Source organism: Breoghania sp., from assembly GCF_030066895.1.
Lineage (GTDB): Bacteria > Pseudomonadota > Alphaproteobacteria > Rhizobiales > Stappiaceae > Breoghania.
Genome location: NZ_JASJAV010000030.1, coordinates 72180 through 95967 on the forward strand (window position 1 = coordinate 72180; position 23788 = coordinate 95967).

Below are 23788 nucleotides of genomic sequence, written 5' to 3' on the forward strand. Positions count from 1 at the left end.
GCGGTGCACGGCGGCCCGGTTGGGGGCGAAGCCACTCGCGGCCGGCATTTGCGAAGTAGAGATCCATCGTCGGAATAGCCCGGCTCGCCCGGGCTATCCGGCCCAGATGCTGCCATACGCTGCGCACGAGAAAGCCTCCTTGGGGGTGCGGTCGGTTGTCCTTACCGCCCCTCGTTCGCCAATCTGTAGTCTGTCCCTGTATCACCCGCAAGGCTTGAGCGAGGCCGCAGAACAGGCCTCACACCACCACGATGCCGCTGTGCTTGGCCTTTTCTTCCGGCTCCACGTGAATGGTGATGATGGAGCCCGGCACTTCCGCATACAGGGCTTCCTCGATGCGATCGCAGATCTCGTGAGAATCCGCCACGGCCATGGAGCCGGGCACGACAAGGTGGAAGTCGATGAAGGTTTCCTGACCGGCGCGCCGCGTCCTCAGATCATGCGCCTCCAGCGCGCCCTCGGCATGCTGGGAGATGATCTCGCGGATATGGTTGCGGATTTCCGGTCCGGGCGCCTCGTCCATCAGTCCGCCGACGGACTGGCGCACCAGCCCCCAGCCGGACCACAGGACGTTGAGCGCGACGGCGGCCGCCAGCAACGGGTCGAGGATCATCCAGCCGGTCCATGCGGCAAGCGCGAAACCGCCGATGACGGCCGCAGAGGAGACGACGTCGATCATCAGGTGTTTGCCGTCGGCATAGAGCGCGGGCGAGCGCAGGCTGCGGCTGGAAACGATCAGATAGCGTGCCCAGACGAGGTTCAGCACCCCGGCGGCGGCATTGATCGCAAGCCCCATTCCCGGTTGCGCGAAAACGCGCGGCACCCGAAAGGCGTGCCAAGCTTCGATGAGAATGGCGATCGCAGCCAAAACGATCATCACGCCTTCGAGGACGGCGGCCAGGTATTCGGCCTTGTGGTGGCCGTAGGGATGGTTCTGGTCGGCCGGTTTGGAGGCGTAACGGACCGCGATGAAGGCGGCAAACGCCGCCGCCACGTTGACGATCGACTCCATCGCATCCGAATACAGCGCGACCGACCCCGTCAGCCAGTAGGCTGCGAATTTTAAGGCGAGAACTGCGACGCCGACAATGATGCTGCCGAGCGCAATTTTGGAGACCTGGTTCATGGCGACTTGCGATAAGCAGCCGGAACGGCAAGGTCAATGCGCGCAGGCCCTCATTTCACAGTCACGCGAAAGCTCTGTGCACGATGTTTCTGCCACCATCCGACATCGTAGCTGAAGTACGTAAAGCCGACGGTGAAGGTATCCACACCGCGGAAATCTCTGTCGGGCGTATAGTATATTGCACCGCCCTTGACGACTTTACCTTGGCATTTTCCGGCATTCTTCCCGAGTTTGACCGTGCTTCTGCCGAAGTTCACGTTCCCATGCTTCGGCTTCCGTCGTACCTTGAAGTCTGGAATCACGCCCTGATTGCAGGTACCGCGGTTGTACGTCGCGCCATTGTAGACCCGGTTCTTGTGGCCAGCCCTGACAGTCGTTGTAAGTTCCTCGGCGACATCCGACCGAATTATGGTCATAAATACCAATTACGCGACAAATATTGAAAGACAAAAACGCATGAGCCCTACCTCAAACGACATTGCAATAATTCATATTGGCATCCAATTTCCGCTGCGGCAATCTTGCATTTCCCTTATTCACCTCATCCCAAGAGACATTGATCCGACATGAGCGACGTGATACCGCCTCGCCCCGCCATCGCCCCTGAGAGCGGCCGTCCGATTTTTGCGGCAGACTGGATGTCGTTGGCATTGCTGTACTTTTCGGCGACGGCTATTGGCGGGCGGGAGCTTGCGGGGCATCTCGATACCTTCTCGATCATGTTCTATCGCTCGGTCATCGGCCTTGTCGTCGTGGTCTCGGTACTGGCGGTCACGGGCAAGTTCGAGCAGGTGAGAACCCGGTGCCTCGGCACACATTTCTGGCGCAATCTGGCGCATTTCACCGGGCAGAACCTGTGGTTTTATGCCGTCAGCATCATAACCCTGGCGCAGCTTTTCGCGCTGGAATTCACATCGCCGATCTGGGGGGCGCTGCTGGCGCTTGTCTTTCTGGGCGAGCGGTTCACCGGTTGGCAGGTGGGGACGACGATCGCGGGCTTCATCGGCATCCTGATCGTGGTGCGACGGGGGGTGGCGCACGTCGGTATCGGCGAGATCGCGGTGCTCGCCGCGGCCATCGGCTTTGCAACCAACGTCATGATAACAAAGTCACTTTCGCGCACGGAGACGACGCTTTGCATCGTCTTCTGGATGACCTTGATGCAGGCCAGAATGGCGGCGGTGATGCTGCTCGGCTAGCCGGTCGTGCCCGCATGGGATAAGGTACCGTGGGTGGTGATCGTCGGGCTCAGTGGGCTGATCGCGCATTTCTCGCTGGTGCGCGCCTTCCGACATGCGGATGCCTCGGTGGTGGCGCCGATGGACTTCCTGCACCTGCCGTTGATCGCCGTCGTCGGCATGCTGGCCTATGGCGAACTGCTTGATCCCTTTGTGTTTATCGGCGGTGCGGTGGTGTTTCTCACCAATTACGCCAATGTCTGGCGGGTTCAACGGGCGAAGGGCTGAGGCGGGGGTAAGGGAGATCGGGGGATGCCGGGCGAGATCCCGGATCTGCGGAGCAGCGTTCGCACACTGCGCCGCGTCCGGGATGACGCTAGTGGGGTGAGAAAGGAAAGGGAAAGAGGCTTAAGCCTCTGAAGCCACTCGCCTTCCCGCCCCTTCTCATCATCTGATATAAAATTTCTCGCGGGCTCTCAAAAAGCCCTTGATTTCATTGATCGTTTTTTGAAACCGCGAGCACTCTTTTTAAAACCCGCGACTAGCGCTTGGAGCCGCGCTTCATGGCCTCGGCAAGGGCTGCCGCGAGCGCGCCGTTGCCCGTGTCATTCCCCTTGCCCCGACCGGACTTGTCCCCGCCGCCGCCACGACGTTTATCCCCGCCCTTCGGCGCGGACTTATCCCCGTGCGGACGCCCTTCACCACGGGCCTCGCCACGCCCACCGCGTGCCTCGCGAGGAATGCCGCATACTGGGCCATGGCGTCCTTTTTCATGGAGAGCGCGATGCGCTTTCGCGGAATGTCGACGTCGAGCACCGTGACGCGGACAATGTCGCCCGCCTTCACCACCGAACAAAACGGTCGGCAAGCTGGGAGACGTGGACGAGCCCGTCCTGGTGGACGCCGATATCAACGAAGGCGCCGAAATTGGTGACGTTGGTGACCGTGCCTTCCAGCGCCATGCCGGGTTTCAGGTCCGACAGGGTCTCAACGCCCTCCTGGAAGACGGCGATCTTGAATTCCGAGCGCGGATCGCGGCCGGGCTTTTCAAGCTCCTTGAAGATATCCTTGACCGTCGGCAGGCCGAAGGTCTCGTCGGTGAATTCGGCCGGATCGAGCGACTTCAAAATGCCCGGCTCGCGCATCAGTGTGCGGATATCGCGCCCGCAAGCCTTCACGATGCGTTCGACCACCGGATAGGCTTCCGGGTGGACGGAGGAGACATCGAGCGGATTGTCGCCATCGGTGATGCACAGGAAGCCCGCGCACTGCTTAAACGCCTTGGGGCCGAGGCGGGAGACCTTCAGCAGTTCCTTGCGGATACGGAAGGCGCCGAGGCTCGAGCTCGCAGCGGCGGGAGATGTGCCCTGGGCGAAGCTCTCCGTCAAGCCCGAAATGCGCGACAGCAAAGGCACGGACGCGGTGTTGAGATCGACGCCGACGGCGTTCACCACATCTTCCACCACCGCATCGAGCGCGCGGGCGAGCTTGGTCTGGTTAACGTCGTGCTGATACTGGCCAACGCCGATGGCCTTGGGCTCGATCTTCACAAATTCCGCCAGCGGATCCTGCAGACGTTGGGCGATGGAGGCAGCCCCGCGAAGCGACACGTCTATATCGGGTATTTCACGATCGGGTATTTCACGCGCGGCCAGAGCGGAGGCCGAATAGACCGCGAGGCACCGGCTTCCGACACGGTGAACCTTGGTGGGCTTGGCGCCCGGAATGCACTTGATGAGTTCGGCGGCGAGCTTGTCGATCTCGCTGCTCGCCGTGCCGTTACCGATGGCGATCAGCTCCACCTTGTGGCGCTGGCACAGCGCACCGAGAACGGCGAGCGCACCCTCGACATCATTCTTCGGCTGGAAGGGATAGACGGTGGCCGTATCGACCAGCTTGCCGGTGGCATCGATGACGGCGACCTTGACGCCAGTGCGGATGCCGGGATCGAGGCCGAGGGTCGTGCGTGCGTCTGCCGGGGCGGCCAGCAGCAGGTCCTTCAGGTTGCGGGCGAAAACGCGGATCGCCTCTTCCTCCGCACGCTCGCGCAGGCTCCCCATGAGATCGAGGTGCAGCGCGATCTTGACCCGCCAGGCCCAGTGTGCCGTCTCGATCAGCCAGCCATCAGCCGGACGACCCTTACTCGGCGATGCAAAAGGCACCCGCGACCATGGTTTCCGCCGGAGAGAGCCCCTGCCCTTCCGCCTGTTCGGTGAGGAGATCGAGCGACAGAACGCCCTCGTTGCGGCCGCGGAACAAGGCGAGCGCGCGGTGGCTAGGGATATCGGCCCACTTCTCCGAATAGTCGAAATAGTCGGAGAACTTGGCGCCTTCGATCTCCTTGCCTTCCACCACGTGGGAGGCGACCGTGCCAGAGCGGGCAACATAGTCGCGCAGCTTGCCGACCAGGGTTGTGTCTTCGGAAAAGCGTTCGGTCAGGATCTGACGGGCACCGTCAAGTGCAGCCTTGGTATCGGTCACGCCCTTGTCCGTATCGATGATACTTCGCCGCCTCCGCTTGCGGATCAAGACGTGCATCGCCGAGCAGCGCGTCGGCCAGCGGCTCCAGTCCGGCTTCGCGCGCGATCTGCGCCTTGGTGCGGCGCTTGGAACGATAGGGCAGATAGAGGTCTTCCAGAGCGGATTTGGTGTCGGCGCTCCGGATCTGACCCGCCAGTTCCGTACTCAGCTTGCCCTGCTCGTCGACGGACTTGAGGATCGCGGTGCGGCGCTCCTCCAGCTCGCGCAGATAGATCAGGCGTTCTTCCAGCGTGCGCAACTGCCCGTCATCGAGGCCGCCGGTCGCTTCCTTTCGGTAGCGGGCGACAAAGGGGACGGTGGTGGCGCCGTCGAGAAGGTCCACGGAAGCCGAGACCTACTCCGGCCGGACCCCGATCTCGACCGCGATACGACGGGCGATGGTGGCGGCAACGGCAGCGGGTGTGGGGGCTGCGGCGGGTTGTGCGTCTGTCATGGGCCTCTTCGGAAGCCTCTTTCGCGGCTTTCGCAGTGGAGCGGGGAAACGGGCCCGCGCTCCATTCACGGAAGAGGCGGAAATAGGAGGTCACCGCGATCAACGCCAGTGTGGCCTTTGCGATGCGCACAGTTTGGCGCGGGGGAGACGTGTCGAAGGCGCCGTATCCTTGAGGGATCTCCGCCCCTCACCTTAATTCCCTCTCCCGATGGGAGAGGGAATTAAGGTCACGTCGGGTCATGTTGGTCGCGCCAAATCGCGCAGGCGCTTGCCGTCGTGTTCGAACCGCGTTTCAGGCTGCAATTTTCCATCGAAACTGACGCTGGGACATGCCCCGTTCGGGGGTGAAGGCCCGTATACCGCTGTGCCTAAGCTTCCACGTCACTCCCGTGGTGGCCTACCGACGCTACGGCATTGGCACCCCATGACGAACAAACCAGGAAGCCTACCAACCATGAAATATATCCGTACCATCCTTTCCAGCCTCGCCATGCTGCTTGCTGTTGCGGGAGCTGTTTCACCGAGCATCGCCGCCTCACCTACGGTGCCGATCGTTTCTCCGATCCTTGTTTCCGCGGACGTTACGATGGCGCAGTTTCGTGCCTTTTTGGACGAGGGGAAGGAAATCTACGGCAATTGCAACCGGGCAATCGAGTGCACCAATGATTGCAAACGAGCCGGCGGCAGCACGCATTCATACCGAACGCAATGCGGCTACTACAACGCTTGCATGAAATAATCCGCAAGGGCGAAATGGAAATTGCGGCTACCACCGGAAGGCAGCCGCAATTTCGGTGCGGGTTCATCGGGGCGCCCATCCTTCGAGACGGCGCTCACGTGCCTCCTCAGGAGGACGTTATCGTGTTGTTGATGCAGATCAATCTCTCAACACACACAACGTCATCCTGAGGAGATCGCGTCAGCGGTCGTCTCGAAGGATGGGCGACACAGTGGAAACTAGCGAACGCGCAGAAAACAGAAGCGCTCGACGAGGCGCAGCAGATCCTTCTGGCTGTGCGGCAGCCGGTCTTGTCGAAAACGTTCTTCAGATGCTTGCGGACGGTCTCGTGCGCCACGTTGCGGGCGGGCGCATGGCCGCGGAGGTCTTCGCCTACGGTCAGGACGCCGAGAACGGCGAGCTCGGCAGGGGTGAGGCCGAAGAGCATGCCGAACTGGATAAGCTCGACCTTGTTGGGGGCAGCCTCCGCGTCCAGGGGAATGAGCATGATCGACAGACGCGAGTCGCGACCGTCAACGCCCAGGATCGGCAGGAAACGCACGCCGATCTGCCGACCTGCGTAATCGACAAGCAGGGCGCAGCTTTGGGAAACATGGCCGACCTCCAGCTCATCGCAGCGAACCGCCTCCAGAACCCCGGCAAGCAGACCATCGAGATCCGAGCGATTGAAGACCCGGCGCTTGTAGACGATGCGGACCACTTTTTCTCGTATCAGCCGTTCGGCCGCCTCGTTGACATAGTTGAGCGTCCCGTCGGCATTGAGCAGGAGGAGCGCCCGGCCGGTGCGCGACCACAGATCGCCGAGTTCGGAGACCGCGCCAAAGGCGCTCTGCAAGGAGAGATGGAGCCGCACGGCCTGGCGAATATGCGGCAGCACGAACTGCATGAGCTTGATGGCGTCGGCATCGAAGGAATCGTCTTTACGCGCGCCAAACCCGAGACAGCTCAGTTCACCGCCGACGAACAGCGAGGCCCCGGTCACGTCGTGCAGGCCGTTCGGCTCGAAATATTCGTTGTAGAGTGGGCTTGAGCGCCGCTCCTCGGCGGTCGACAGCGACTGGCCATGCAGGATGCGTCCCGCCGATGCGCTGAAAATGCGCGGAATTCGGAGATCCTTGGAGAGGTAGTCCTTGTAGTAGCCGCGCGGCAGCGACGGATCGAGCCGGGTCATCACCATAACCGATGTCTTCAAGGTCCGCTCGTCGCCGCTGTGCAGGCAACAATTGCTCGCGGAGACAAGATCCGTCACCCACTCCATGGCCGGAGCCAATAATTCCGGCTCTATCGCGGCCTCGTAAAGGCCGCGAACCGCATCCCCGAACTGTTCAATCCCCACGCCCATTGCCCGGTCCCATCGATATCGCAAACCGGTTCCAGGGCCCGGGTTCGATCGACAACTTGGAGTACAACCAACTGACAAGACGCCTTACCGAGCATTCAGGCCGTCATGCGCCGCAACGCGCGCAAGTTTCATCAATCTGCCGGCTGCAATACTTGGGCGTAACGGGAGTTATTCTAAATACTTATTTTATCCGTCGTAAATTACGGTTGTGCGCGACACAATTCCGCACCATCGCGCAAACCTTTATCTGCAACCGACAACTGAGGCATCCATCCTCGCAGCTACGGAATCCTCCGGTCTCTGCGGACGGGGACACGCCCTAGCCGAAGCGGCCGGTGATATAGGCCTGACACATCTCGGTTTCCGGGCGCAGGAAGATCTTTTCCGTGTCCCTCACCTCCAGCAATTCGCCAAAGTGAAAGTAGGCGGCGCGCTGGGAAATGCGGGCAGCCTGCTGGAGATTATGGGTGATGATGACGATGCAATAGGAGTTGGCGAGCTCATCGATCAGCTCTTCCAGATAGGCGGTGACGACCGGATCCAGCGCGGAGGTCGGCTCATCCATCAGGATCACTTCCGGATCGGCGGCGATGGCGCGGGCCACGCAGAGGCGCTGCTGCTGGCCGCCGGACAGCTCCGTTCCCGGCGTGTAGAGATCGTCCTTGACCTCCTCCCATAGACCGGTGCGCTCCACCAGTTCCTCTTCATCCGCGTAGCTGCCGACGAGAGCGTGCAAACGCGGACCGTAGGCGACGTTTTCACGGATCGTCCAGGGAAAGGGATCGGGCTTCTGCGCCACCCAGCCGAAGCGACGGCGCAGCACCGGCGGATCGATCTCGTCGGAATAGATGTCTTCGTCGTCCACCAACACGCGACCGTTCATATGCGTTCCGGAGATCAGCTCGTTGGTGCGGTTGAGGCAGCGCAGAAGCGTGATCTTACCACACCCCGACGGGCCGATCAGGGCGGTCACCTCGCGATCGGAAATATCGAGATTGATGTTGTCGAGCGCCTTCTTGTCGCCGTACCAAAAGTCGAGATTCTCGATCCGGATCTTGGGCGGCGCGTCGCCGTCATGATTGGGGCGCTCGCCCACATGGAGTTCGAAATCAACAATCGTCTTGCGGGTATCGGAGCCTTCCACGTTCCTTCCCCTTTCCTCCCGAACGGACACCGTCGCCCACCCCTCCCGGGAGCTCGCACGTCATCGAGAAACCGCAAGACGAACGGCAGGCGCTCGTCTTCATTGTGCCGACATGTCGTTTCAGGTGAATGCGACACTTTCATAAATCGGACCGGAATCGGCCGAAGACCGGTCAGGGATTGGAAGGCGCGGCAGAGGGCGGGAACCGGCGAGACGCGCGAAACGTTAACGTCCCATGTGAGCCCGCAAAATGAAGACCGGACCGACCCCAAAAAGGGGAAGAGCGTCGCGATGATGCGGATGCCCGAAGGACAAAACTATACCATAGTGGGTGCGTAGTCAGGACACCTACATGATTCGAAAGACTTTTTCCTTCAGCGGCGACGACCGCGACGAAGACGGCGCGTCCTCCGCGCCGACTGGCATGAAGATCACCAGACGCGCCCTGGTGGCCGGACTGGCCGTCGCACTCGCCGGGTGTTCGTCCACCCAGCGCTTCCGTCGCCCGCCGCAGTATCTGCGCCAGTTCGTCGATTATCCGGCGCCGCAGCATGCGGGCACGATCATCATCGATCCGCGCGCGCGCTTTCTCTATCTGGTCTACGGCAACGGCAAGGCACTGCGCTACGGCGTGGGTGTGGGACGGCAGGGTTTCGGCTGGGCGGGAACCGCCGAAATCAAGCGCAAGGAAAAGTGGCCGACCTGGACCCCACCCAAGGAAATGGTGGAACACGACCCGAAGGCCGCGCCTTACAAGGACGGCATGCCGGGCGGCCTCGGCAATCCGCTGGGCGCGCGCGCTCTATCTCTTTCAGGGCAACAAGGACACGCTCTACCGCATTCACGGCACCAACGAGCCGAAGAGCATCGGCAAGGCGGTCTCCTCCGGCTGCATCCGCATGCTCAATCAGGACGTCATAGATCTCTACGACCGCGTGCCGCTCGGCTCGCCCGTGGTCGTGCTGAACGACGCCAACGCCACCCATTACCATGTGACGACCGAGAGCCCTGCGCGGATGTGCAGGTGCGGGATTTCTTCGGGTGGCCCCCCTTCGAGACGGCGCTCACGCGCCTCCTCAGGATGGCGTTGTGTGTGTTGCAGATTTCTTCAAAACCGTCCCCCGATGACGTCATCCTGAGGAGGCCGCGTCAGCGGCCGTTTCGAAGGATGGGCCGCCCAAACCGAAGCTGGCCCCTCCCCGCTCTGCTACCTGCTCTCGCCGCGTTTCGGACCGACTGGCTCAAATTTTTAGGTGCTTAAAATTTTTTCTACTGAATATATTAAAACTGTTCGATCATTCCATCCACACGAAAGATAATAAAGCAATAATTCACACAAACGCGCTCTCGCGATACGGTGTCATTTATTACTTTTATACATAAAACATCCGGGGTGCGACATCCGGTTCAAATGGGATGAAAACTGTGATATCAACCTGCCTCAGGCTTTCCAAGCAAAGCTTCAACTCGGCGATTTTCAAGCCGGAAGTGTGAAGTTCTTGCGCCCCGCGTGTGCAAACGGCGCGCGGGCCCGTTCGTGCAGTCCTGCAAAGCACCCGGATGCCCACCGCGCCCGTAACACGGCGCGCCAGCGGCATCGATCGCCTTCGAGCGGTCGCGCAAGGGCACAGCGCGCAAGAAAATCAGACCACGTTTCGGCCCGACCATGAGGACCTCGTGCGCGACGGTAGCACTACGCCGGCCGCGCCTCACAGACAAACCAACAAACAAAAGGGATGCGAGCATGAACAACGTTGTCATCGAAGACACATACCAAACCAAAACCAACCTGGATCTCGTCAATACCCACGATGATCCGCGCGAGTATTTTCGCGTGTTGCAGCCTTTGGGCTATCGCCTTCTCGATGCCGCGAAACCCGTTCTTGATACGCTGATCAACCGACTGGCGGAGCGCCGCCCCGTACCGGTCAATCTGCTGGACCTGGGCGCTTCCTACGGGATCAATGCCGCGATCCTGAAATACGACCTTTCCTTCGGCGAGCTCTACAGCCACTGGTCGCAGAGCCATCTGGAGCACATCGAGCCCTACGAGATCATCAATCTCGATCACCGTTTCTTCTCTGCCCTGCACAATAAGCGCGACATCACGGTAACGGGCGTCGACATGGCACCAAAGGCCATCGAATTCGCGTTCAAGGTCGGGCTGCTCGATGCGGGCTTCTCCGCCAATCTCGAGGCCGAGGCGCTGCCGTCGAGCGCACGCGACATGCTAGCGGATATCGACCTGATCGTCACGACGGGCTGCGTCGGCACCATTACGGGCCGTAGCTTCGAGCGTCTGCTGGAGGGCGTGACCAAGTCCGAGAAGCCGTGGATCGCGAATTTCGTCCTGCACACCGTTCCCTTCGACGATGTGGCCGCCAAGCTCGCCGAGCACGGCTATGTCACGGAGAAGATGGACGATGCCACCTTCATCCAGCGACGGATCGCCGACCACGACGAGAAGAACCAGATGATGGCCCAGCTCAAGGCGCACGGGCTGGAGCCTCTGCCACTCGAAGAGAAGGGCCTCGTTGCAACCGAGTTCTATCTCTCCCGGCCGAAGAAAGAGGCCGAGCTCTGGCCGCTTGAGACCCTGATGAAGCGCTGAGCCGCACACGATCACGCAAATGGGCCGCACCCTTCCGGGATGCGGCCTTTTTATTGTCCGATTTCCAGTATCCCTGCCACTCACGCCTCCGTTGAGCGGACAGAATTCCCATTTCTGAAACAAGATTGAATATTTATTTTAGAATTAGAACAGAGATATATTTCCGACAGTGTGTCATTTATACGTACGTAAATTATCATATAAATCAATATTAACTGACGCTTCACCGTCTAATTATATTTTCGAATGCGTCCATCTCTTCATGAAGAAATCCCAATTCGCATTCGAGGCACCGATGATCGATCCCCTGGCGCAACGTATTTCCCCGTGGTCCTCCTCGCAACTGAGCCTCGGGCGCAAGGCACTCGATGTGTTGATGCCGCACTTCGAGCCGATGCTGCTCGATACCTACCGCCGTGCGCTGGGTGTCGACTGGGACAAGCTGCCGGACGACGTGGTGCAGAACGAGAAGTTCAAGCTGGGGCGGATCGCGGTCGGCAATTTCGATCAGGATTACTTCGAGCGGCAACGCGCCGTCATCAAGAACGTTGCCGGGATCGCCAACTATTTCGACTGCGTGCTCGCCTATCACGTCTATGCCTCCAATCTGATCGGCACGCTGATGGAGCGGGGCAAGTTCAAGGATTCGGCTGAGCGCTCGCAGGCGATCGAGGCGATTCTGAAGAGTGTCTTCACGGATATGGCGGTCGTCGTCACTTTCTACGTGCTACGTGGATCTCATCGAACAGGAGACCTCGGGCGAGCACGAACGGCTGGCGGAGCAGTTCCAGAGCCAGGTGCAGCAGGCGTTTTCGCAGATGCATGACACCATCGGCTCAATCAAGGGACACTCGGCGGAACTGCGCGAGGAGACGGCTGCGGTGCGCGCCAAGACCGCCAGCAACAACTCCGCGCCGGAACGCGCCATCGAGAACGTGCAGTCGGTCGTGTCATCGACCACGGAAATGTCGGCGACCATCGCCGAAATCTCGAGGCAGCTCGACCAGAGCCTCAAATCCATCACCCAGATCGGCGGTACGGTGAACGAGACCATGTCGACGAAGGATTCCCTGCTCGACGCGACGGACAAGATCGGCCGCATCACGGAAATGATCCAGGGCGTCGCCAATCAGACCAACCTGCTGGCGCTGAACGCCACCATCGAGGCGGCACGCGCGGGCGCGGCAGGCAAGGGCTTTGCGGTCGTGGCGGCGGAGGTGAAGAACCTCGCCAAGGACGCCAAGAACGCCACCGAGGAAATCACGGCGCAGATCGAGGTACTTCGCGTCATCGCCTCCACGGTCGCCACTTCGCTGGAGATGATCGGCACGGCGGTGACGGAACTCGATTCCGGCGCGGGCACCATCGCAGCGGCGCTGCGCGAACAGGAATCGGCGGCCACCGAAATCTCCGAACGCTCCGAGTGCTCCACCGACGAGGTCTCACGCATGGCGGAAGATGCGAAGATGACGGCCACGGTTGCGGAAAGCAGCTAGCAACTGGCCGATCGGAACGCAAAGGACGCAGAGAATGCCGAGGAGCAGGTGACGCAGATCAACAAGGTGATGCAGACTTTCCTGCAGCAGTTGAAGGCCGGCTGAGACGGAACAACGGTCCCGATCGCCGACAGCATTTCAACGTCCTGACGCCCCGACCGTTAGAATTGATCGTCTTGTGTAACTGGCTGTCTTCGCCCCCTCTCCCATGGGGAGAGGGTTGGGGTGAGGGGATGGGATGCCTCGCGGATACGGAGAACCCGACACCCCTCACCCGTGCCTTCGGCCCGACCTCTCCCCATGGGAGAGGTGTTTCCCTCGGCCTTTTCCGTCAAACCATGAACCACCTTATTACGGGTCGTCGGGCAGGATCTTCGGTTTGATCATGGGGGGGTCGGCCACCTTTCGGCGTCGGCATGACGGCCTTTCCGCTGCCGTGCGGCGCGGGTTTGAGAACTCCGTCGCAGGTCTCCAGCCGGTCACCCAGACGGCGGTCGCTCTCGCTTTCCTCGTCCGCTTGCGGATCGACGACGCAAGGAGCTGCATCGGCGGACGGGTCGGCGCGGTTCGAGCGTCCGGGTTTGGCCGCAGGACCATCTGCCGGTTGCGCGGCAGCCGGCACGAGAGACGGAAAGATCAGCAGCGGCGCGATTGCGACGGCGCGTCTGCATGAAGTCGCGAAGTGACGCATGAAGCGGGTCCTCCCATACAGGGTCAAAGGCCCGCTTGCCTTAACCGGGAAACGCAGAGCGAGGGAATCCGTTCCCCCGCGCCCATGTTCCCGTGAACGAGCGATCCTGAGGCCGCGCCCTACGGCCCGATCATGCAGTTTTTCAGAAAACGCGGCACCGGGAGTTTTCTCCCGGCCTACCTTTCGCCGCCCCTTGTGGTTGCGGCGAAGCACGTCCGAGCGCGTCGCCCGGACTGGTGGTCAGATCGAGCAGACAGCCGCAACGCCCATATCTGTGATGGCGATGCTGCCATCCTTCATTTCAACAAATTGCAAGGAGCACAGGTCGGAGAGGGCAGCCTTGAGGGCTTCCTCGTCATAGGCGGGCAGCGCAGTCTTCAGCGCGTTGAGGGGAACGAACTCCGAGCCTTCGGGCAAATCGTGGCGCGAAATTTTCTCGAGCAGTTCGAATTCGCAATCAGTCATCATCATTAGCGCACTCCATACGCTCATCATGATCAATGGCGACCGCAGGACGAGTGTCATCACCCCGCTCATCCGCCTAACCAAGGATGCCGGCTTCCACTCTAATCGTCCGCAATGCAGGACGGCCTGACAGCCGGCGTTTCCGCGCCGTGCTTTCTTAAGTTCTTTCGCCAACTGGGCCGCTGTATCACGCACCCGAGAGAAGGTTGTGCCGATCGCTGTTAACACAGCAGCAAGAATGTGACGCCCGGCGAAGGGGCTTTCACGCCGCAGTGTCCATTTGTCGCAGATGGCAGAATTGCGGGGTTTCCGGCGCTCCTCCCCGCGTCCCCGTCACGGCTGCAGCGTGTGACGCAGGATCGGTCGCGCCATGCGGTACGGGCAGGAGAAGGAAATTCGCAGCCCCTCTCCCGTTCCCTTGAGGCCCGAAGAGAAGCCGCCAAACCATCCGGCCCGACAAAGGCCTCCGCAATCTGACGTCGCGCAACATCGACGCTTCCCGCAAAGCACTGATAGCGGATCTCTCCGGCGGGATAAAAGATCGGCCGACACTCCACGCCGATGGGCGCAACGAGCCGTTCCAGCGCGACCCGTCCCATCTCCCTGCAGCGCCCGCGATTGAAGAACTGATCGACGCAGAACGTCCCCTCCCGCGGCAGGTTGACGAAGGCGAGACGAACCGTGTGCCGGTCGTCGGCAAGGGTGCGGACATCGCGCGCGGTGAGCGGCGCGGACAGGGAAAGCGTCGGGACGAGGCGGGCATAGGGCGGATATGCGGGCGAAAACAGCCCCGCCCATCGCCCCCCGCCCGGAAGCCTGCCGCGTGTAGGCCGGGCCATGGGCGGTCACGGCCGGAGCGGTCGGCTCGTCCGCGCCGAACCAGGCGGAGAACTCGTCGTGAAAGATCAGCGTTCCGGCGACGAGCCCGCCCATGAGCACGACGAGAACAACGTAGACGACAATCGCCCTGTCGATGATCTGCCGGTCCTTCGCCGGTTTGCCGCCTGCGGATCGGCGGGCTTTCCCGAACAATGCTTTCCGCAGATCCGTTGCCCGTTTCGCCGGCCAGTCGCGCGCGCAGCCCTCGCGCAACCGCGAGACGATCTTCGATATGGCACTGTCGAACAATCGCCGCAGGCGTAACAGACCGGTAACGGCCTGTCGGATATCGAAGGGGATACGGGGCAAGGAGTATTCGGTTCTAGCGGATAGGCGTTGGCAGGTTGCGAAGAGGCAGGCGAGCCACTACAGCAACGGGGGCGCGTTGTCTGTGATCGTGCGTTGCTCGCGAATCGGTTTCACTCGGCACGTCCGATCTGAAACAGGCATAGAGGTTTTTCAAAGCCATGATCCATCCTTGCATCCTGTCTGGCGGATCCGGATCGCGGCTGTGGCCACTTTCGCGCAAGGCCTACCCGAAGCAGTTCCTGCAGATCTTCAACGGCGAGAGCCTGTTCGAGAAAACCTGTCGGCGCGTTGCGGCGGCAGAATTCGCAGTGCCCCTTGTGATCTCCAATCAGGACCATCGTTTTCTTTGCGGCGAGCAGATGGCACAGGCCGGACTTTCCGCCGGACGCATCGTGCTGGAGCCGACGGGACGCAACACGGCTGCACCAGCTGCCGTCGCCACGCTGATGATGGAGAAGGAAGATGCCGACGGGCTGATCCTGATGCTGCCCTCCGACCATCTAATTGCCGACGAGGCGGCCTTTCTGGAAGCGGTCAAAGCGGGCGAAGTTGCGGCAAAGGACGGACGGATCGTCACCTTCGGCATCCGCCCGAGCGAACCCAACACGGGCTACGGCTACATCCATCTGGGCGAGGCCGCTGGCGCGACGGGAACGACGCGCGATGTTCTGGAATTCGTGGAAAAGCCCGACTGGGCGCGCGCGGCGAGCTATCTTGCCGATGGCGGTTATGTCTGGAATGCGGGCATTTTCCTCTTTTTCGCCAAGGCGATGCGGGCTGCCTTCGAGGCCCATGCACCGGAAATACTGAAGGGCGCGCAGGCCGCGATCGAGGCGGCTAGCTCCGATCTCGACTTCCTGCGGCTGGACCCGGATGCCTTTGCCGCGATCGAGAACATCTCGTTCGATTACGCGATCATGGAGCGCGCCGACAACGTAGCCTGCGTGCCGATGGATCCGGGTTGGAGCGATCTGGGCTCGTGGTCGGCGGTCCGGGAAATCTTTCCCGCCGATGACGAGGGCAACGCGACGCTGGGCGAAACGTTGTTTCTCGATGCGCGCGACAACTTCGTCTATTCGTCAGAAGCCAGCGTCGCCGTTCTGGGACTTGAGAACGTGCTGGTGATCAATACGCGCGATGCGTTGCTGGTCGCCCACAAGGACAAGGCCCAAGACGTCAAGAAGATCGTGGAGCGGCTGGAAGCGGACAACCGCATCGAGGCGATCGAGCACAAGCGGGTCTACCGCCCGTGGGGCTGGTACGAGGGCCTGAGCGAAGGCGACCGCTTCCAGGTGAAGTGCATCATGGTGAAACCCGGCGCGCAGCTATCCCTGCAAAGCCACATGCACCGCGCCGAGCACTGGGTGATGGTCTCCGGCACGGCGGAAGTGACGATCGACGGCAAAAGCCGACTTCTGACGGAAAACGAGTCCGCCTATATCCCACTCGCCGCCCATCACCGGCTGGCCAACCCAGGCAAGATCCCGACCTACCTGATCGAGGTGCAATCCGGCGCCTACCTGGGCGAAGATGATATCATCCGCTACGAGGACGTCTACGGGCGTTAGAGGGCAGGCAATGGGGCAAGAGCTCGGCGTGTTGCCCATCCTTCGAGACGACCTTCGAACCTCCTCAGGATGACGCCGTGTATGTTGCAGGCTTCCTGCGGACCAACCACCTGATAACGTCATCCTGAGGAGGACGCGCAAGTGACCGTCTCGAAGGATGGGCCCCACACACTCACCCCTTCCCCTCAAAACCTCACACTACCGAGGCGGACGCCTCGCGCACCTTGCGCGTCGCGAGGTCGATCTCGCCGGTCACGTCGGATATGGAGCGCAGATTGGTGGTCAGTGTCGCCACGCCGTCGGAGGCCGTCTGCATGTTGCGCGAGATTTCGGTCGTCACCGCGCTCTGCTCCTCCACGCCGGAGGCGATGCTCGACGAGATGTCGCTGATCTGATTGATCACCTCCAGAATGCCCTCGATGGCACGCACAGCGTGCCTCGGTCGTCGTCTGCACCGTCTCGATCTGGGTGGAGATCTCCTCCGTCGCCTTGCTGGTCTGGGAGGCGAGGCTCTTGACCTCGTTGGCCACCACGGCAAAGTCCCGACCCGCCTCGCCCGCGCGCGCCGCCTCGATGGTGGCGTTGAGCACCAGCAGGTTGGTCTGATTGGCGATGCTGTCGATCAGTTCGATGACGTTGCCGATGGTCTTGGCGTCGTCCGACAGGTCCGACATGATCTCGCTCGACTTGCCCGCCGCCGACACCGCGTGCTGGTAGATATCGAGCGCGGTCTTCACTTGCCGGCTGATTTCCTGCATGGAGGCGACAAGCTCCTCGGTCGCCGTCGCCACGGCCTGAACGCTTTCAGCCGTCGCGGCCGAGGTCGAGGCGGAACTCGTCGCATGTTCGGAGGCCTGGGTCAGGGAGCCGGAAATCTCGTTCAGATCCTGGTCGATGGAGCGCTGGACCTCATGCCGCTTTTGCCACTCGATCACACGCTCGGTAATATCGGTGGCGAATTTCACGACCTTGTAGGGCCGCCCCTCGGCATCGAAGATCGGTTTGTAGGTCGCCTGGATCCAGACGTCGTTGCCCCCTTGCCGATGCGCCGGAATTCGCCGCCCTGGAACTTGCCCGCACGGAGATTATCCCAGAAGCTGCGATAGTCGCCGCTTGAGCACTCGTCCGCATCGACGAAGATGACGTGCTTCTTCCCCTTCACTTCCTCAAGACGGTATCCCAGCGCCTTCAGGAAATTGTCGTTCGCCGTCAGGATGGTTCCGTCCATATCGAATTCGATGATCGCCCGGGAGCGATTCAGCGCGTCGATTTTGGATTTGTTTTCTTTGATGAAGAGACGCTCACTGGCGTCGTTCCACTCCACCACGGTGCCGATACGCTTGCCGTTCCTGCGGATATGGGAGGAGACGAGGTCAAAGACGCTCTCGCCGACCCGGATGGTCGCCGAATGGGTCTTGGTCAGCCCGTCGAGAAGCGCGCGCTGGTGCTCCGGGCGCTTGTGGAACGCGTCGATCGAACGGCCGACCAGCTTGTCGGCATCGAAATCCGGCAGGCTCTTGCGGATGCTGTCCTGGGACGAACGCAGCAGAGACAGGACCGCCGGATTCATCTGGACGATTCTGTAGTTGCTGTCGGCAACCATGACATTCGTCGAAAGCAGGTCGACTGCAGACGCCAGAAGAGAGGCGTTCGGCATACCCAAGAAACCGGCCATTCGCTTACTCTACGTTGTTAAAGACGTTTTCAGTTGATGATATACGTAACACATTAAAAGATCAAAATATATATTAAAATTTATTATATCTTATTTAAGATATGATATGTTAATCAAGATTTCTATCTATAAAACGTCCCGAATATCACATATATTATTCGTTCAGCGGGCAATTTCTGACTTTCGAATGCGGCTCTCAGGCGCGCGCGGATGCGATCCGGACGCACGTTTCGCGCGGCGATCGAGGCAAATGCGGGAGGAGAAGAAAGTTGGCTGGGGCGGCAGGATTCGAACCTGCGAATGGCGGCACCAAAAGCCGCTGCCTTACCACTTGGCTACGCCCCAACTTGCGGCCGGCGGCCGCGGCCCCTTCCTATAGCGACTCGCTGGGCGGGCCGCAAGCCGGTGTGGCCACTCAGGAACATTCGCCGGGGATTTGTCCCCGACTGTCCCCTGCCCCGTCGATTTCGTTGCACGGATAAGCGGAACCGGCGCGAAGCAAGCACATTTCAAGCTTCGCGCGACGGCATGCAAGAAACGGTGGAAAAAGGCATAATTCGTCGCTTGCGGGGGCCGGGCGAGGACGTTATAAGGCCGCGGCTGACAGGGGACGTGGCCGCGTCGGCTTCTACCGCAGGTCGTTTATTTCCCCCCACTCGGAAACATGTCGGAGTGTAGCGCAGCCTGGTAGCGCACCTCGTTCGGGACGAGGGGGGCGCAGGTTCAAATCCTGCCACTCCGACCATTCTTTCCCGCTAAAATCCCCAAAACCGTCTGAACGCAGCGAACGACCCAAGCCGTCAGCCTGCGTATGCGCTCGATTTGCGGGCGAGGTCAGTTTTCGAGCGAGACTGCGATCAATTCCGCAGCCGCGCGGACCGGTTCGATCAGCGGAAGCCATGAACGCGCGCCGATGCGTTGCCGGGCGCCGGAAAGCAGCCCCCCTCCTATGCAGGCCACCTGAGCCCCGGCATTGGCTGCGTCCTGGATCGCGCGGACAAGTTCGGCATTGAGCCGATCCGTATCGGTCATCAGTGAAGCGACATCCGGAGAACCGGTCAGGAACGTTCCGCAGAAGCGGTCGCATATCCAAGGTCGGATGCCCGTCGCTCGATTCGCGCCTTGAGATCCGGTGTCGTGGTGACGACCGCAAAACGGCCGATCGCCGAGATGCCGCAAAGCTTGCCGCGGCAATCCCGGTTACGGGGCAGGAAAGCCGTGCGGCGAGATCATCGGCACCGAGGTCGCCAAAGGCCGAAACAATGACGTCGGAAGGCTCCATTGCGGCCACCTCCCCCGCCAATGCCTCGACCTGTCGGGCGGCATGATCGAGCTGCGTCTCGTTGACGATCAGTGGCGGCCCGTCGCGCACGGTCACGCCCACGACCGGCACTCCCGGCAGATGCTTGCGGGCGACGGAGATCATCAGCTGCGTCGTTGCCGTATTCGTGTTCGGATTGATCAGAACGACGGGCTGCATCACCGGGAGCCTTCAGTGGATCAGAGGTGGCGCAGCATAGCAGAAACCTGCCTCTTCAAGGCTCTGCGCCAGCGCGAAAAGCACCTCCTCGCGACCCGGCGGGACGATGAGCTGGACGCCGAAGGGCAAGGCGCCGGGCGCTCGCGGAGCAGGCAAGGACAGCGCCGGGAACTCGACGAGGGAAATCAGGAAGGTGCAGGCCAGATAGTCGATGATCGATGTCAGCTTCTGACCGCCGACCTCGAGCACCTCCTCCTAATCGTTTGCGAAGGGCAGAACGGCGCAAGTCGGCATGACCAGAAGATCGTAGTTGTCGAAGAAGCGCATGAAGTCGCACCACACCCGAGAGCGCACGGTATCGGCGCGCAGGTAATCCGTCGCCGTCAGTGTCCGCCCCTGCCTGACATTCCAGACGAACGAGGGCGATAGTTCCGTCTCGTGTGCATCGACGAAATCGCCGGAACGGAAGAAGCTTTCCGCCGCACGCATCGTCTTGAGGGCACCGGTCGCGCTCTCCATCGAAGGCTCCGTCCGGCTTACCGGCCCCATCGCCTCCTCCAGGGCTGCAATCGCGTTTTCGAAGGCTTCTGCGACGACGTCATCGACGGGGAAGGAACCGCCGAGATTGAGGCTTGCGGCGATGCGAGGTCGCGCGGGGCGTTCACCGGCAAGATCGAGCGAGCGCTGCGAAAGCGGATCCAGCGGATGTGGGCCCGCCATGGCTTTCAGCATCAGGGCCGCATCGGAGACCGAGCGGGCAAGAACGCCCTGTGTCGCAAGTCCGCTCCAGCCGAGCGAGCGATCCGGCTCGGCGATGGTGCCCGGTGTCGGGCGCACACCGACAATCCCGCAAAAGGAAGCGGGCATACGAACTGAGCCGCCGAAATCCGTGCCTTGCGCAAGCGGCACCATGCCGGTGGCGACCGTCACCGCCGATCCGCCGCTCGATCCCCCCGATGTGCGTGTTTCATCCCAGGGGTTGCGCGTCGGACCGCAGAGCTTGTTGGTGCAGACGGCGCCGAAAGCGAATTCCGACGTGTTCGTCTTGCCGAAGATCACCGCCCCGGCACAGCGCAGACGCGCGACCGATTCCTCGTCACGGTCGGGAACATGATCGGCGAAGATGGTCGAGCCCTACGTGGTGCGCAGCCCGGCCGTTGCCGTGACATCCTTGATGGCGACGGGCACGCCGTGGAGAGGGCCGCAGGGCTTGCCTGCCAACCGTTCCCGATCGCACACCTCCGCGGCGCGACACGCGCCGTCCTCACCGACGGTGATGAAGACATTCAATTGATCGTCCAGCGCGGAGATCCGGCCGAGAGCCGCTTTCGTGGCCTCCAGCGCGCTGATCTCGCCATCGGCGATCCACGCCGCAAGAGAGGCAGCGGTTTCGAAAGGTTCGTTCACGAAACTTCCTCCTGTAACCAGTGTCGCGTAACCAGTGTCGCGCGATTGCATCGCGGTGTGCGATCCACACGCCGTCATGGGCGGCCACATGGTTCATGAAACGCTCAAGGGCGCGCAGGCGCCCCGGGCCGACCCGCAAACCGGCAATGAAGCCCGACCGACATCATCCGCGGCCGCACGGCACCTTCTCGCCACAGCACGTCGAAACTGTCGACCATTTAGTCGAGCCCGGTATCGAAGCCCGGCGCGGAGGCAAACCACATGTCGTTGGTGTCGAACGCATAGAACAGCACCAGATGGCAACCGGGAGACGGAGACTGGGCGGGATACGACACGAAATAGGACGTGTCGTCGTTGTAAGCGTCGGAGTCGTAGAGAAATCCGCCGTGCTCGAGAACGAGACGGCGGGTGTTCATGCTGATACGACCCGTGTACCAGCCCAAGGGCGCGGTGCCGGTGAGCCTGCGAATGGTCTCGACGGTGCGGCGGATGTGCTCGGCCTCGATTTCCTCCGGCACGTCGCGATAGTCGCTCCAGCGCCAGCCATGGGCGGCGACCTCGTGCCCGTCGGCGACAAGGCGCGTCGCGATTGCAGGCACGCGTTTCAGCGCAAGGCCGGTGGCAAAGGCCGTCAGTTTCAGGTCGCGTGAGCGGAAGAGATCGAGAATACGCCAGACGCCGACGCGACTGCCGTATTCGTAGTGGGATTCCATGACCGGGTTTCGCATTCCCGGCCAGGGCGCGGCCTGCATGTCGGAATTGAGATGCTCCGACGCCTCGTCGCCATCAAGGATGTGCCGCTCCCCACCCTCCTCCACATTCAGCACGAAGGATAGGGCGAGGCGTTCGTCCATATCCATGCGGATGAGGCTGGGCATCAGTCGTCTATAAAGGCCAGCGCCCGGACCGGAGAACCCGATGCGCCCTTGATCCGAAGCGGGATGCCCTGGAACTGGAACTCACCGACGCCAATCACCTCTTCCAGGTTCCACATCCATTCGTAGTGGACCATCTCAAGGTCGCGGCAGATGCGGTGGTTGACGAAGAGGTTATCCTCCATCCGGTCGGTCGAGGGACCTTCCACACCGTGAACGCGCGAGCCGTGATCGTGCAGCCAGTGCATGGCGGAGGCCGTGACCTGCGAGTTCATCGTGCAGATGACGGGGTCCGGCCAGTGCCGGGCATTGATGCCGGTGCACATCAAGACGATGTGGCCGTCGACCTTCACGCCCGCCTTGGCAGCAGCTTCTTCCATGTCGTCGGCGGAGATATCGCCCTTGTCGCCGACATGGCGCAGGTCGAGGCAGACGGCCTTTCCCATGAATCATTCGACCGGCATCTCATCGACGGTCAGCCCTTCCGGATTGTTGTGGGACAGCGCATCGATATGGGTGCCCGAATGGTCGAGCATGCCTAGATACCAGGTGTTGAAGGTCAGCAGGTCGTCGGGCGTGCCCTGCTTGTAATTCTTGGAGCTTTCGTGCGTTGTGTGGGGAATGACCACCGGGCGGACCAGTCGGCCGGGGGCTGGCAATCCGTCTTGAAGCGGCAGGGTCAGGTCAACGATACGGGTCATCGAGGTCCCTCTTGAGTTCTCAGTTGTGCATCTGATTGGGCAGCCATGTGACGAGGCCGGGGAACGCGATCAGGATCATCGCGAAGACGATCATCAGCGACACGTAGGGCAAGGCGCCGAGCGCCACATCGCGGAACGGTCCCTTGTCGGCGCGCACGCCTTGGACGACATAGAGGTTAATGTCCACCGGCGGCGTGATCAGCCCCAGTTCGCACATCAGGATGATGAAGATGCCGAACCAGATCGGGTCGATCCCGGCCGCCTTGACGATGGGAAGCGCCACCGGAATGGTCAGCACCATCATCGACAGCACGTCCATGAACATGCCGAGGATGATGTAGAAGACGATGAAGGCGATCAGCAGGCCGACGGCGGGCAGGCCGAGTGAGGCAACCCAGTCGGTCGCGGCCTGCGCGACGCCGCCCAGCGACAGCGTGACGTTCAGCATGAACGCGCCGGTGATGATCAGCAGGATCATGCCGGACGTGCGTGCGGTGTTGACGAAGCACTGGCCGAGGAAGTCGAGCAACATCTTCCCCTTGGCGACGACAATGAGCAGTGCGCCGACGGCGCCTAGGGCCGCCGATTCCGTCGGCGTGGCAAAGCCGGTGTAGATCGAGCCGGTGATAATGGCGAAGATGACGATCGGGCCGATCAGGTGGCGCAGCGATCCGAAACGATCGCCCCAGCTGATTTCGACCATCTCCTGTTCGGTGCCGGGAAAGAGCTTGGCCTCGACCAGAATGTAGAGGGAGAAGAGCGAGGTCAGCAGGATGCCGGGAATGATGCCGGCAACGAAGAGACGGCCGACAGATTCACCAGCCAGCGATCCGTAGATCAGCAGGCTGACCGAAGGCGGGATGAGAATGCCGAGCGAGCGGCGCACCGCATATCCGCGGCTGGTGAGAGCGGGAAGCGACACGGTGGAGATGATGGTCGCAGCGGCCACCGATGACCCGGAGGGGGTGGCGAACAGCGCGGAGGCTCCGATATTGGAGTGCAGCAGCCCGCCGGGCAGGCGGCCGAGCCACAACGACAGCGCCTCGTACATGCGATCCGCGATACCGCTCCTGAGCAGGATCTCGCCCAGCAGGATGAACAGCGGGACGGCGGTCATCACGTTGTAGT

The 23788-nt window shown here is 61.5% G+C and carries 21 protein-coding genes, 2 tRNA genes and 4 pseudogenes; 11 read left to right on the forward strand and 16 right to left on the reverse strand.

Features of this window, described 5'->3' with window-relative positions:
- Positions 1-238: 238 nt before the first annotated feature.
- Positions 239-1126: a cation diffusion facilitator family transporter gene (locus QNJ43_RS23260; RefSeq protein ID WP_300473626.1), complete on the reverse strand. Its 888-nt coding sequence runs from the start codon at positions 1124-1126 to the stop codon at positions 239-241.
- Between the two features lie 83 nt (positions 1127-1209).
- Here QNJ43_RS23260 and QNJ43_RS23265 point away from each other — a divergent pair, with 83 nt between their 5' ends.
- The 3 genes from QNJ43_RS23265 (at position 1210) to QNJ43_RS23275 (ending at position 2592) form a co-directional block, all read left to right on the forward strand.
- Positions 1210-1569 (forward strand): hypothetical protein, encoded by a 360-nt coding sequence (locus tag QNJ43_RS23265; RefSeq protein ID WP_300473628.1) that lies wholly within the window; start codon positions 1210-1212, stop codon positions 1567-1569.
- 123 nt (positions 1570-1692) lie between these two features.
- Positions 1693-2325: an EamA family transporter gene (locus tag QNJ43_RS23270; protein ID WP_300473632.1), complete on the forward strand. Its 633-nt coding sequence runs from the start codon at positions 1693-1695 to the stop codon at positions 2323-2325.
- 6 nt (positions 2326-2331) lie between these two features.
- Entirely contained in the window at positions 2332-2592 is a 261-nt protein-coding gene (locus QNJ43_RS23275; RefSeq protein ID WP_300473635.1) for a hypothetical protein, read from the forward strand.
- 253 nt (positions 2593-2845) lie between these two features.
- Here the strand turns inward: QNJ43_RS23275 and QNJ43_RS23280 are convergent.
- A pseudogene (locus tag QNJ43_RS23280) lies at positions 2846-5278 on the reverse strand (Tex family protein).
- Positions 5279-5732: 454 nt separating this feature from the next.
- On the opposite strand from QNJ43_RS23280, the gene QNJ43_RS23285 reads away from it, so the two are divergent.
- The gene (locus QNJ43_RS23285) at positions 5733-6017 is read left to right on the forward strand and encodes a hypothetical protein (RefSeq protein ID WP_300473637.1); all 285 of its coding nucleotides are present in this window, start codon (positions 5733-5735) and stop codon (positions 6015-6017) included.
- 106 nt (positions 6018-6123) lie between these two features.
- Here the strand turns inward: QNJ43_RS23285 and QNJ43_RS23290 are convergent, their stop codons facing one another.
- The gene (locus QNJ43_RS23290; protein ID WP_300473639.1) at positions 6124-7359 is read right to left on the reverse strand and encodes a hypothetical protein; all 1236 of its coding nucleotides are present in this window, start codon (positions 7357-7359) and stop codon (positions 6124-6126) included.
- 319 nt (positions 7360-7678) lie between these two features.
- Positions 7679-8503, reverse strand: coding sequence for a phosphate ABC transporter ATP-binding protein (locus QNJ43_RS23295; protein WP_300473640.1), 825 nt, complete (start codon positions 8501-8503; stop codon positions 7679-7681).
- A 352-nt stretch (positions 8504-8855) separates the two neighbouring features.
- Here QNJ43_RS23295 and QNJ43_RS23300 point away from each other — a divergent pair.
- The 4 genes and pseudogenes from QNJ43_RS23300 (at position 8856) to QNJ43_RS23315 (ending at position 12610) form a co-directional block, all read left to right on the forward strand.
- Positions 8856-9642 (forward strand): annotated as a pseudogene (locus QNJ43_RS23300) (L,D-transpeptidase).
- Positions 9643-10247: 605 nt separating this feature from the next.
- Entirely contained in the window at positions 10248-11114 is an 867-nt protein-coding gene (locus tag QNJ43_RS23305; RefSeq protein ID WP_300473645.1) for a hypothetical protein, read from the forward strand.
- Between the two features lie 295 nt (positions 11115-11409).
- Positions 11410-11940 (forward strand): hypothetical protein, encoded by a 531-nt coding sequence (locus QNJ43_RS23310; RefSeq protein WP_300473648.1) that lies wholly within the window; start codon positions 11410-11412, stop codon positions 11938-11940.
- The gene (locus QNJ43_RS23315) at positions 11846-12610 is read left to right on the forward strand and encodes a methyl-accepting chemotaxis protein (RefSeq protein WP_300473650.1); all 765 of its coding nucleotides are present in this window, start codon (positions 11846-11848) and stop codon (positions 12608-12610) included. Before QNJ43_RS23310 ends, QNJ43_RS23315 begins: the two co-directional genes overlap by 95 nt.
- A gap of 331 nt (positions 12611-12941) precedes the next feature.
- Here the strand turns inward: QNJ43_RS23315 and QNJ43_RS23320 are convergent, their stop codons facing one another.
- The 3 genes from QNJ43_RS23320 to QNJ43_RS23330 all read right to left on the reverse strand — a co-directional run bounded on the left by QNJ43_RS23320 (position 12942) and on the right by QNJ43_RS23330 (position 14605).
- Positions 12942-13301: a hypothetical protein gene (locus tag QNJ43_RS23320; RefSeq protein WP_300473652.1), complete on the reverse strand. Its 360-nt coding sequence runs from the start codon at positions 13299-13301 to the stop codon at positions 12942-12944.
- A gap of 240 nt (positions 13302-13541) precedes the next feature.
- On the reverse strand, positions 13542-13838 hold the full coding sequence (locus QNJ43_RS23325) for a hypothetical protein (RefSeq protein WP_300473655.1): 297 nt from the start codon (positions 13836-13838) through the stop codon (positions 13542-13544).
- A 149-nt stretch (positions 13839-13987) separates the two neighbouring features.
- Positions 13988-14605: a hypothetical protein gene (locus QNJ43_RS23330; RefSeq protein ID WP_300473657.1), complete on the reverse strand. Its 618-nt coding sequence runs from the start codon at positions 14603-14605 to the stop codon at positions 13988-13990.
- Between the two features lie 58 nt (positions 14606-14663).
- Between QNJ43_RS23330 and QNJ43_RS23335 the strand changes: the two genes are divergently transcribed.
- Together QNJ43_RS23335 and QNJ43_RS23340 are read left to right on the forward strand one after the other, a co-directional pair.
- Positions 14664-14909, forward strand: a complete 246-nt coding sequence (locus tag QNJ43_RS23335; RefSeq protein ID WP_300473659.1) for a hypothetical protein — start codon at positions 14664-14666, stop codon at positions 14907-14909.
- 203 nt (positions 14910-15112) lie between these two features.
- Entirely contained in the window at positions 15113-16522 is a 1410-nt protein-coding gene (locus QNJ43_RS23340) for a mannose-1-phosphate guanylyltransferase/mannose-6-phosphate isomerase (protein WP_300473662.1), read from the forward strand.
- 185 nt (positions 16523-16707) lie between these two features.
- On the opposite strand, the gene QNJ43_RS23345 is transcribed toward QNJ43_RS23340, so the two are convergent.
- From QNJ43_RS23345 to QNJ43_RS23355, 3 genes are all read right to left on the reverse strand, one after another.
- On the reverse strand, positions 16708-17487 hold the full coding sequence (locus QNJ43_RS23345; RefSeq protein WP_300473664.1) for a methyl-accepting chemotaxis protein: 780 nt from the start codon (positions 17485-17487) through the stop codon (positions 16708-16710).
- Complete coding sequence (locus QNJ43_RS23350; protein WP_300473667.1) at positions 17484-18197, reverse strand: PAS domain-containing protein; 714 nt, start codon at positions 18195-18197, stop codon at positions 17484-17486. Before QNJ43_RS23350 ends, QNJ43_RS23345 begins: the two co-directional genes overlap by 4 nt.
- Positions 18198-18467: 270 nt before the next feature.
- Positions 18468-18542 (reverse strand) — tRNA-Gln (locus QNJ43_RS23355).
- A gap of 323 nt (positions 18543-18865) precedes the next feature.
- Between QNJ43_RS23355 and QNJ43_RS23360 the strand changes: the two genes are divergently transcribed.
- Positions 18866-18942 (forward strand) — tRNA-Pro (locus QNJ43_RS23360).
- A gap of 89 nt (positions 18943-19031) precedes the next feature.
- Here QNJ43_RS23360 and QNJ43_RS23365 read toward each other — a convergent pair.
- The 6 genes and pseudogenes from QNJ43_RS23365 to QNJ43_RS23390 all read right to left on the reverse strand — a co-directional run bounded on the left by QNJ43_RS23365 (position 19032) and on the right by QNJ43_RS23390 (position 23777).
- Positions 19032-19229, reverse strand: a complete 198-nt coding sequence (locus tag QNJ43_RS23365) for a hypothetical protein (RefSeq protein WP_300473670.1) — start codon at positions 19227-19229, stop codon at positions 19032-19034.
- A gap of 460 nt (positions 19230-19689) precedes the next feature.
- Positions 19690-19926 (reverse strand): hypothetical protein, encoded by a 237-nt coding sequence (locus QNJ43_RS23370; protein ID WP_300473672.1) that lies wholly within the window; start codon positions 19924-19926, stop codon positions 19690-19692.
- A 6-nt stretch (positions 19927-19932) separates the two neighbouring features.
- Positions 19933-21174 (reverse strand): annotated as a pseudogene (locus QNJ43_RS23375) (amidase).
- Positions 21175-21302: 128 nt separating this feature from the next.
- Positions 21303-21962, reverse strand: a complete 660-nt coding sequence (locus QNJ43_RS23380) for a polysaccharide deacetylase family protein (RefSeq protein ID WP_300473675.1) — start codon at positions 21960-21962, stop codon at positions 21303-21305.
- A pseudogene (locus QNJ43_RS23385) lies at positions 21962-22660 on the reverse strand (cyclase family protein). The gene QNJ43_RS23380 and the pseudogene QNJ43_RS23385 overlap by 1 nt, the downstream one beginning before the upstream one ends.
- A gap of 19 nt (positions 22661-22679) precedes the next feature.
- Entirely contained in the window at positions 22680-23777 is a 1098-nt protein-coding gene (locus QNJ43_RS23390) for a TRAP transporter large permease (protein ID WP_300473678.1), read from the reverse strand.
- Positions 23778-23788: the final 11 nt, after the last annotated feature.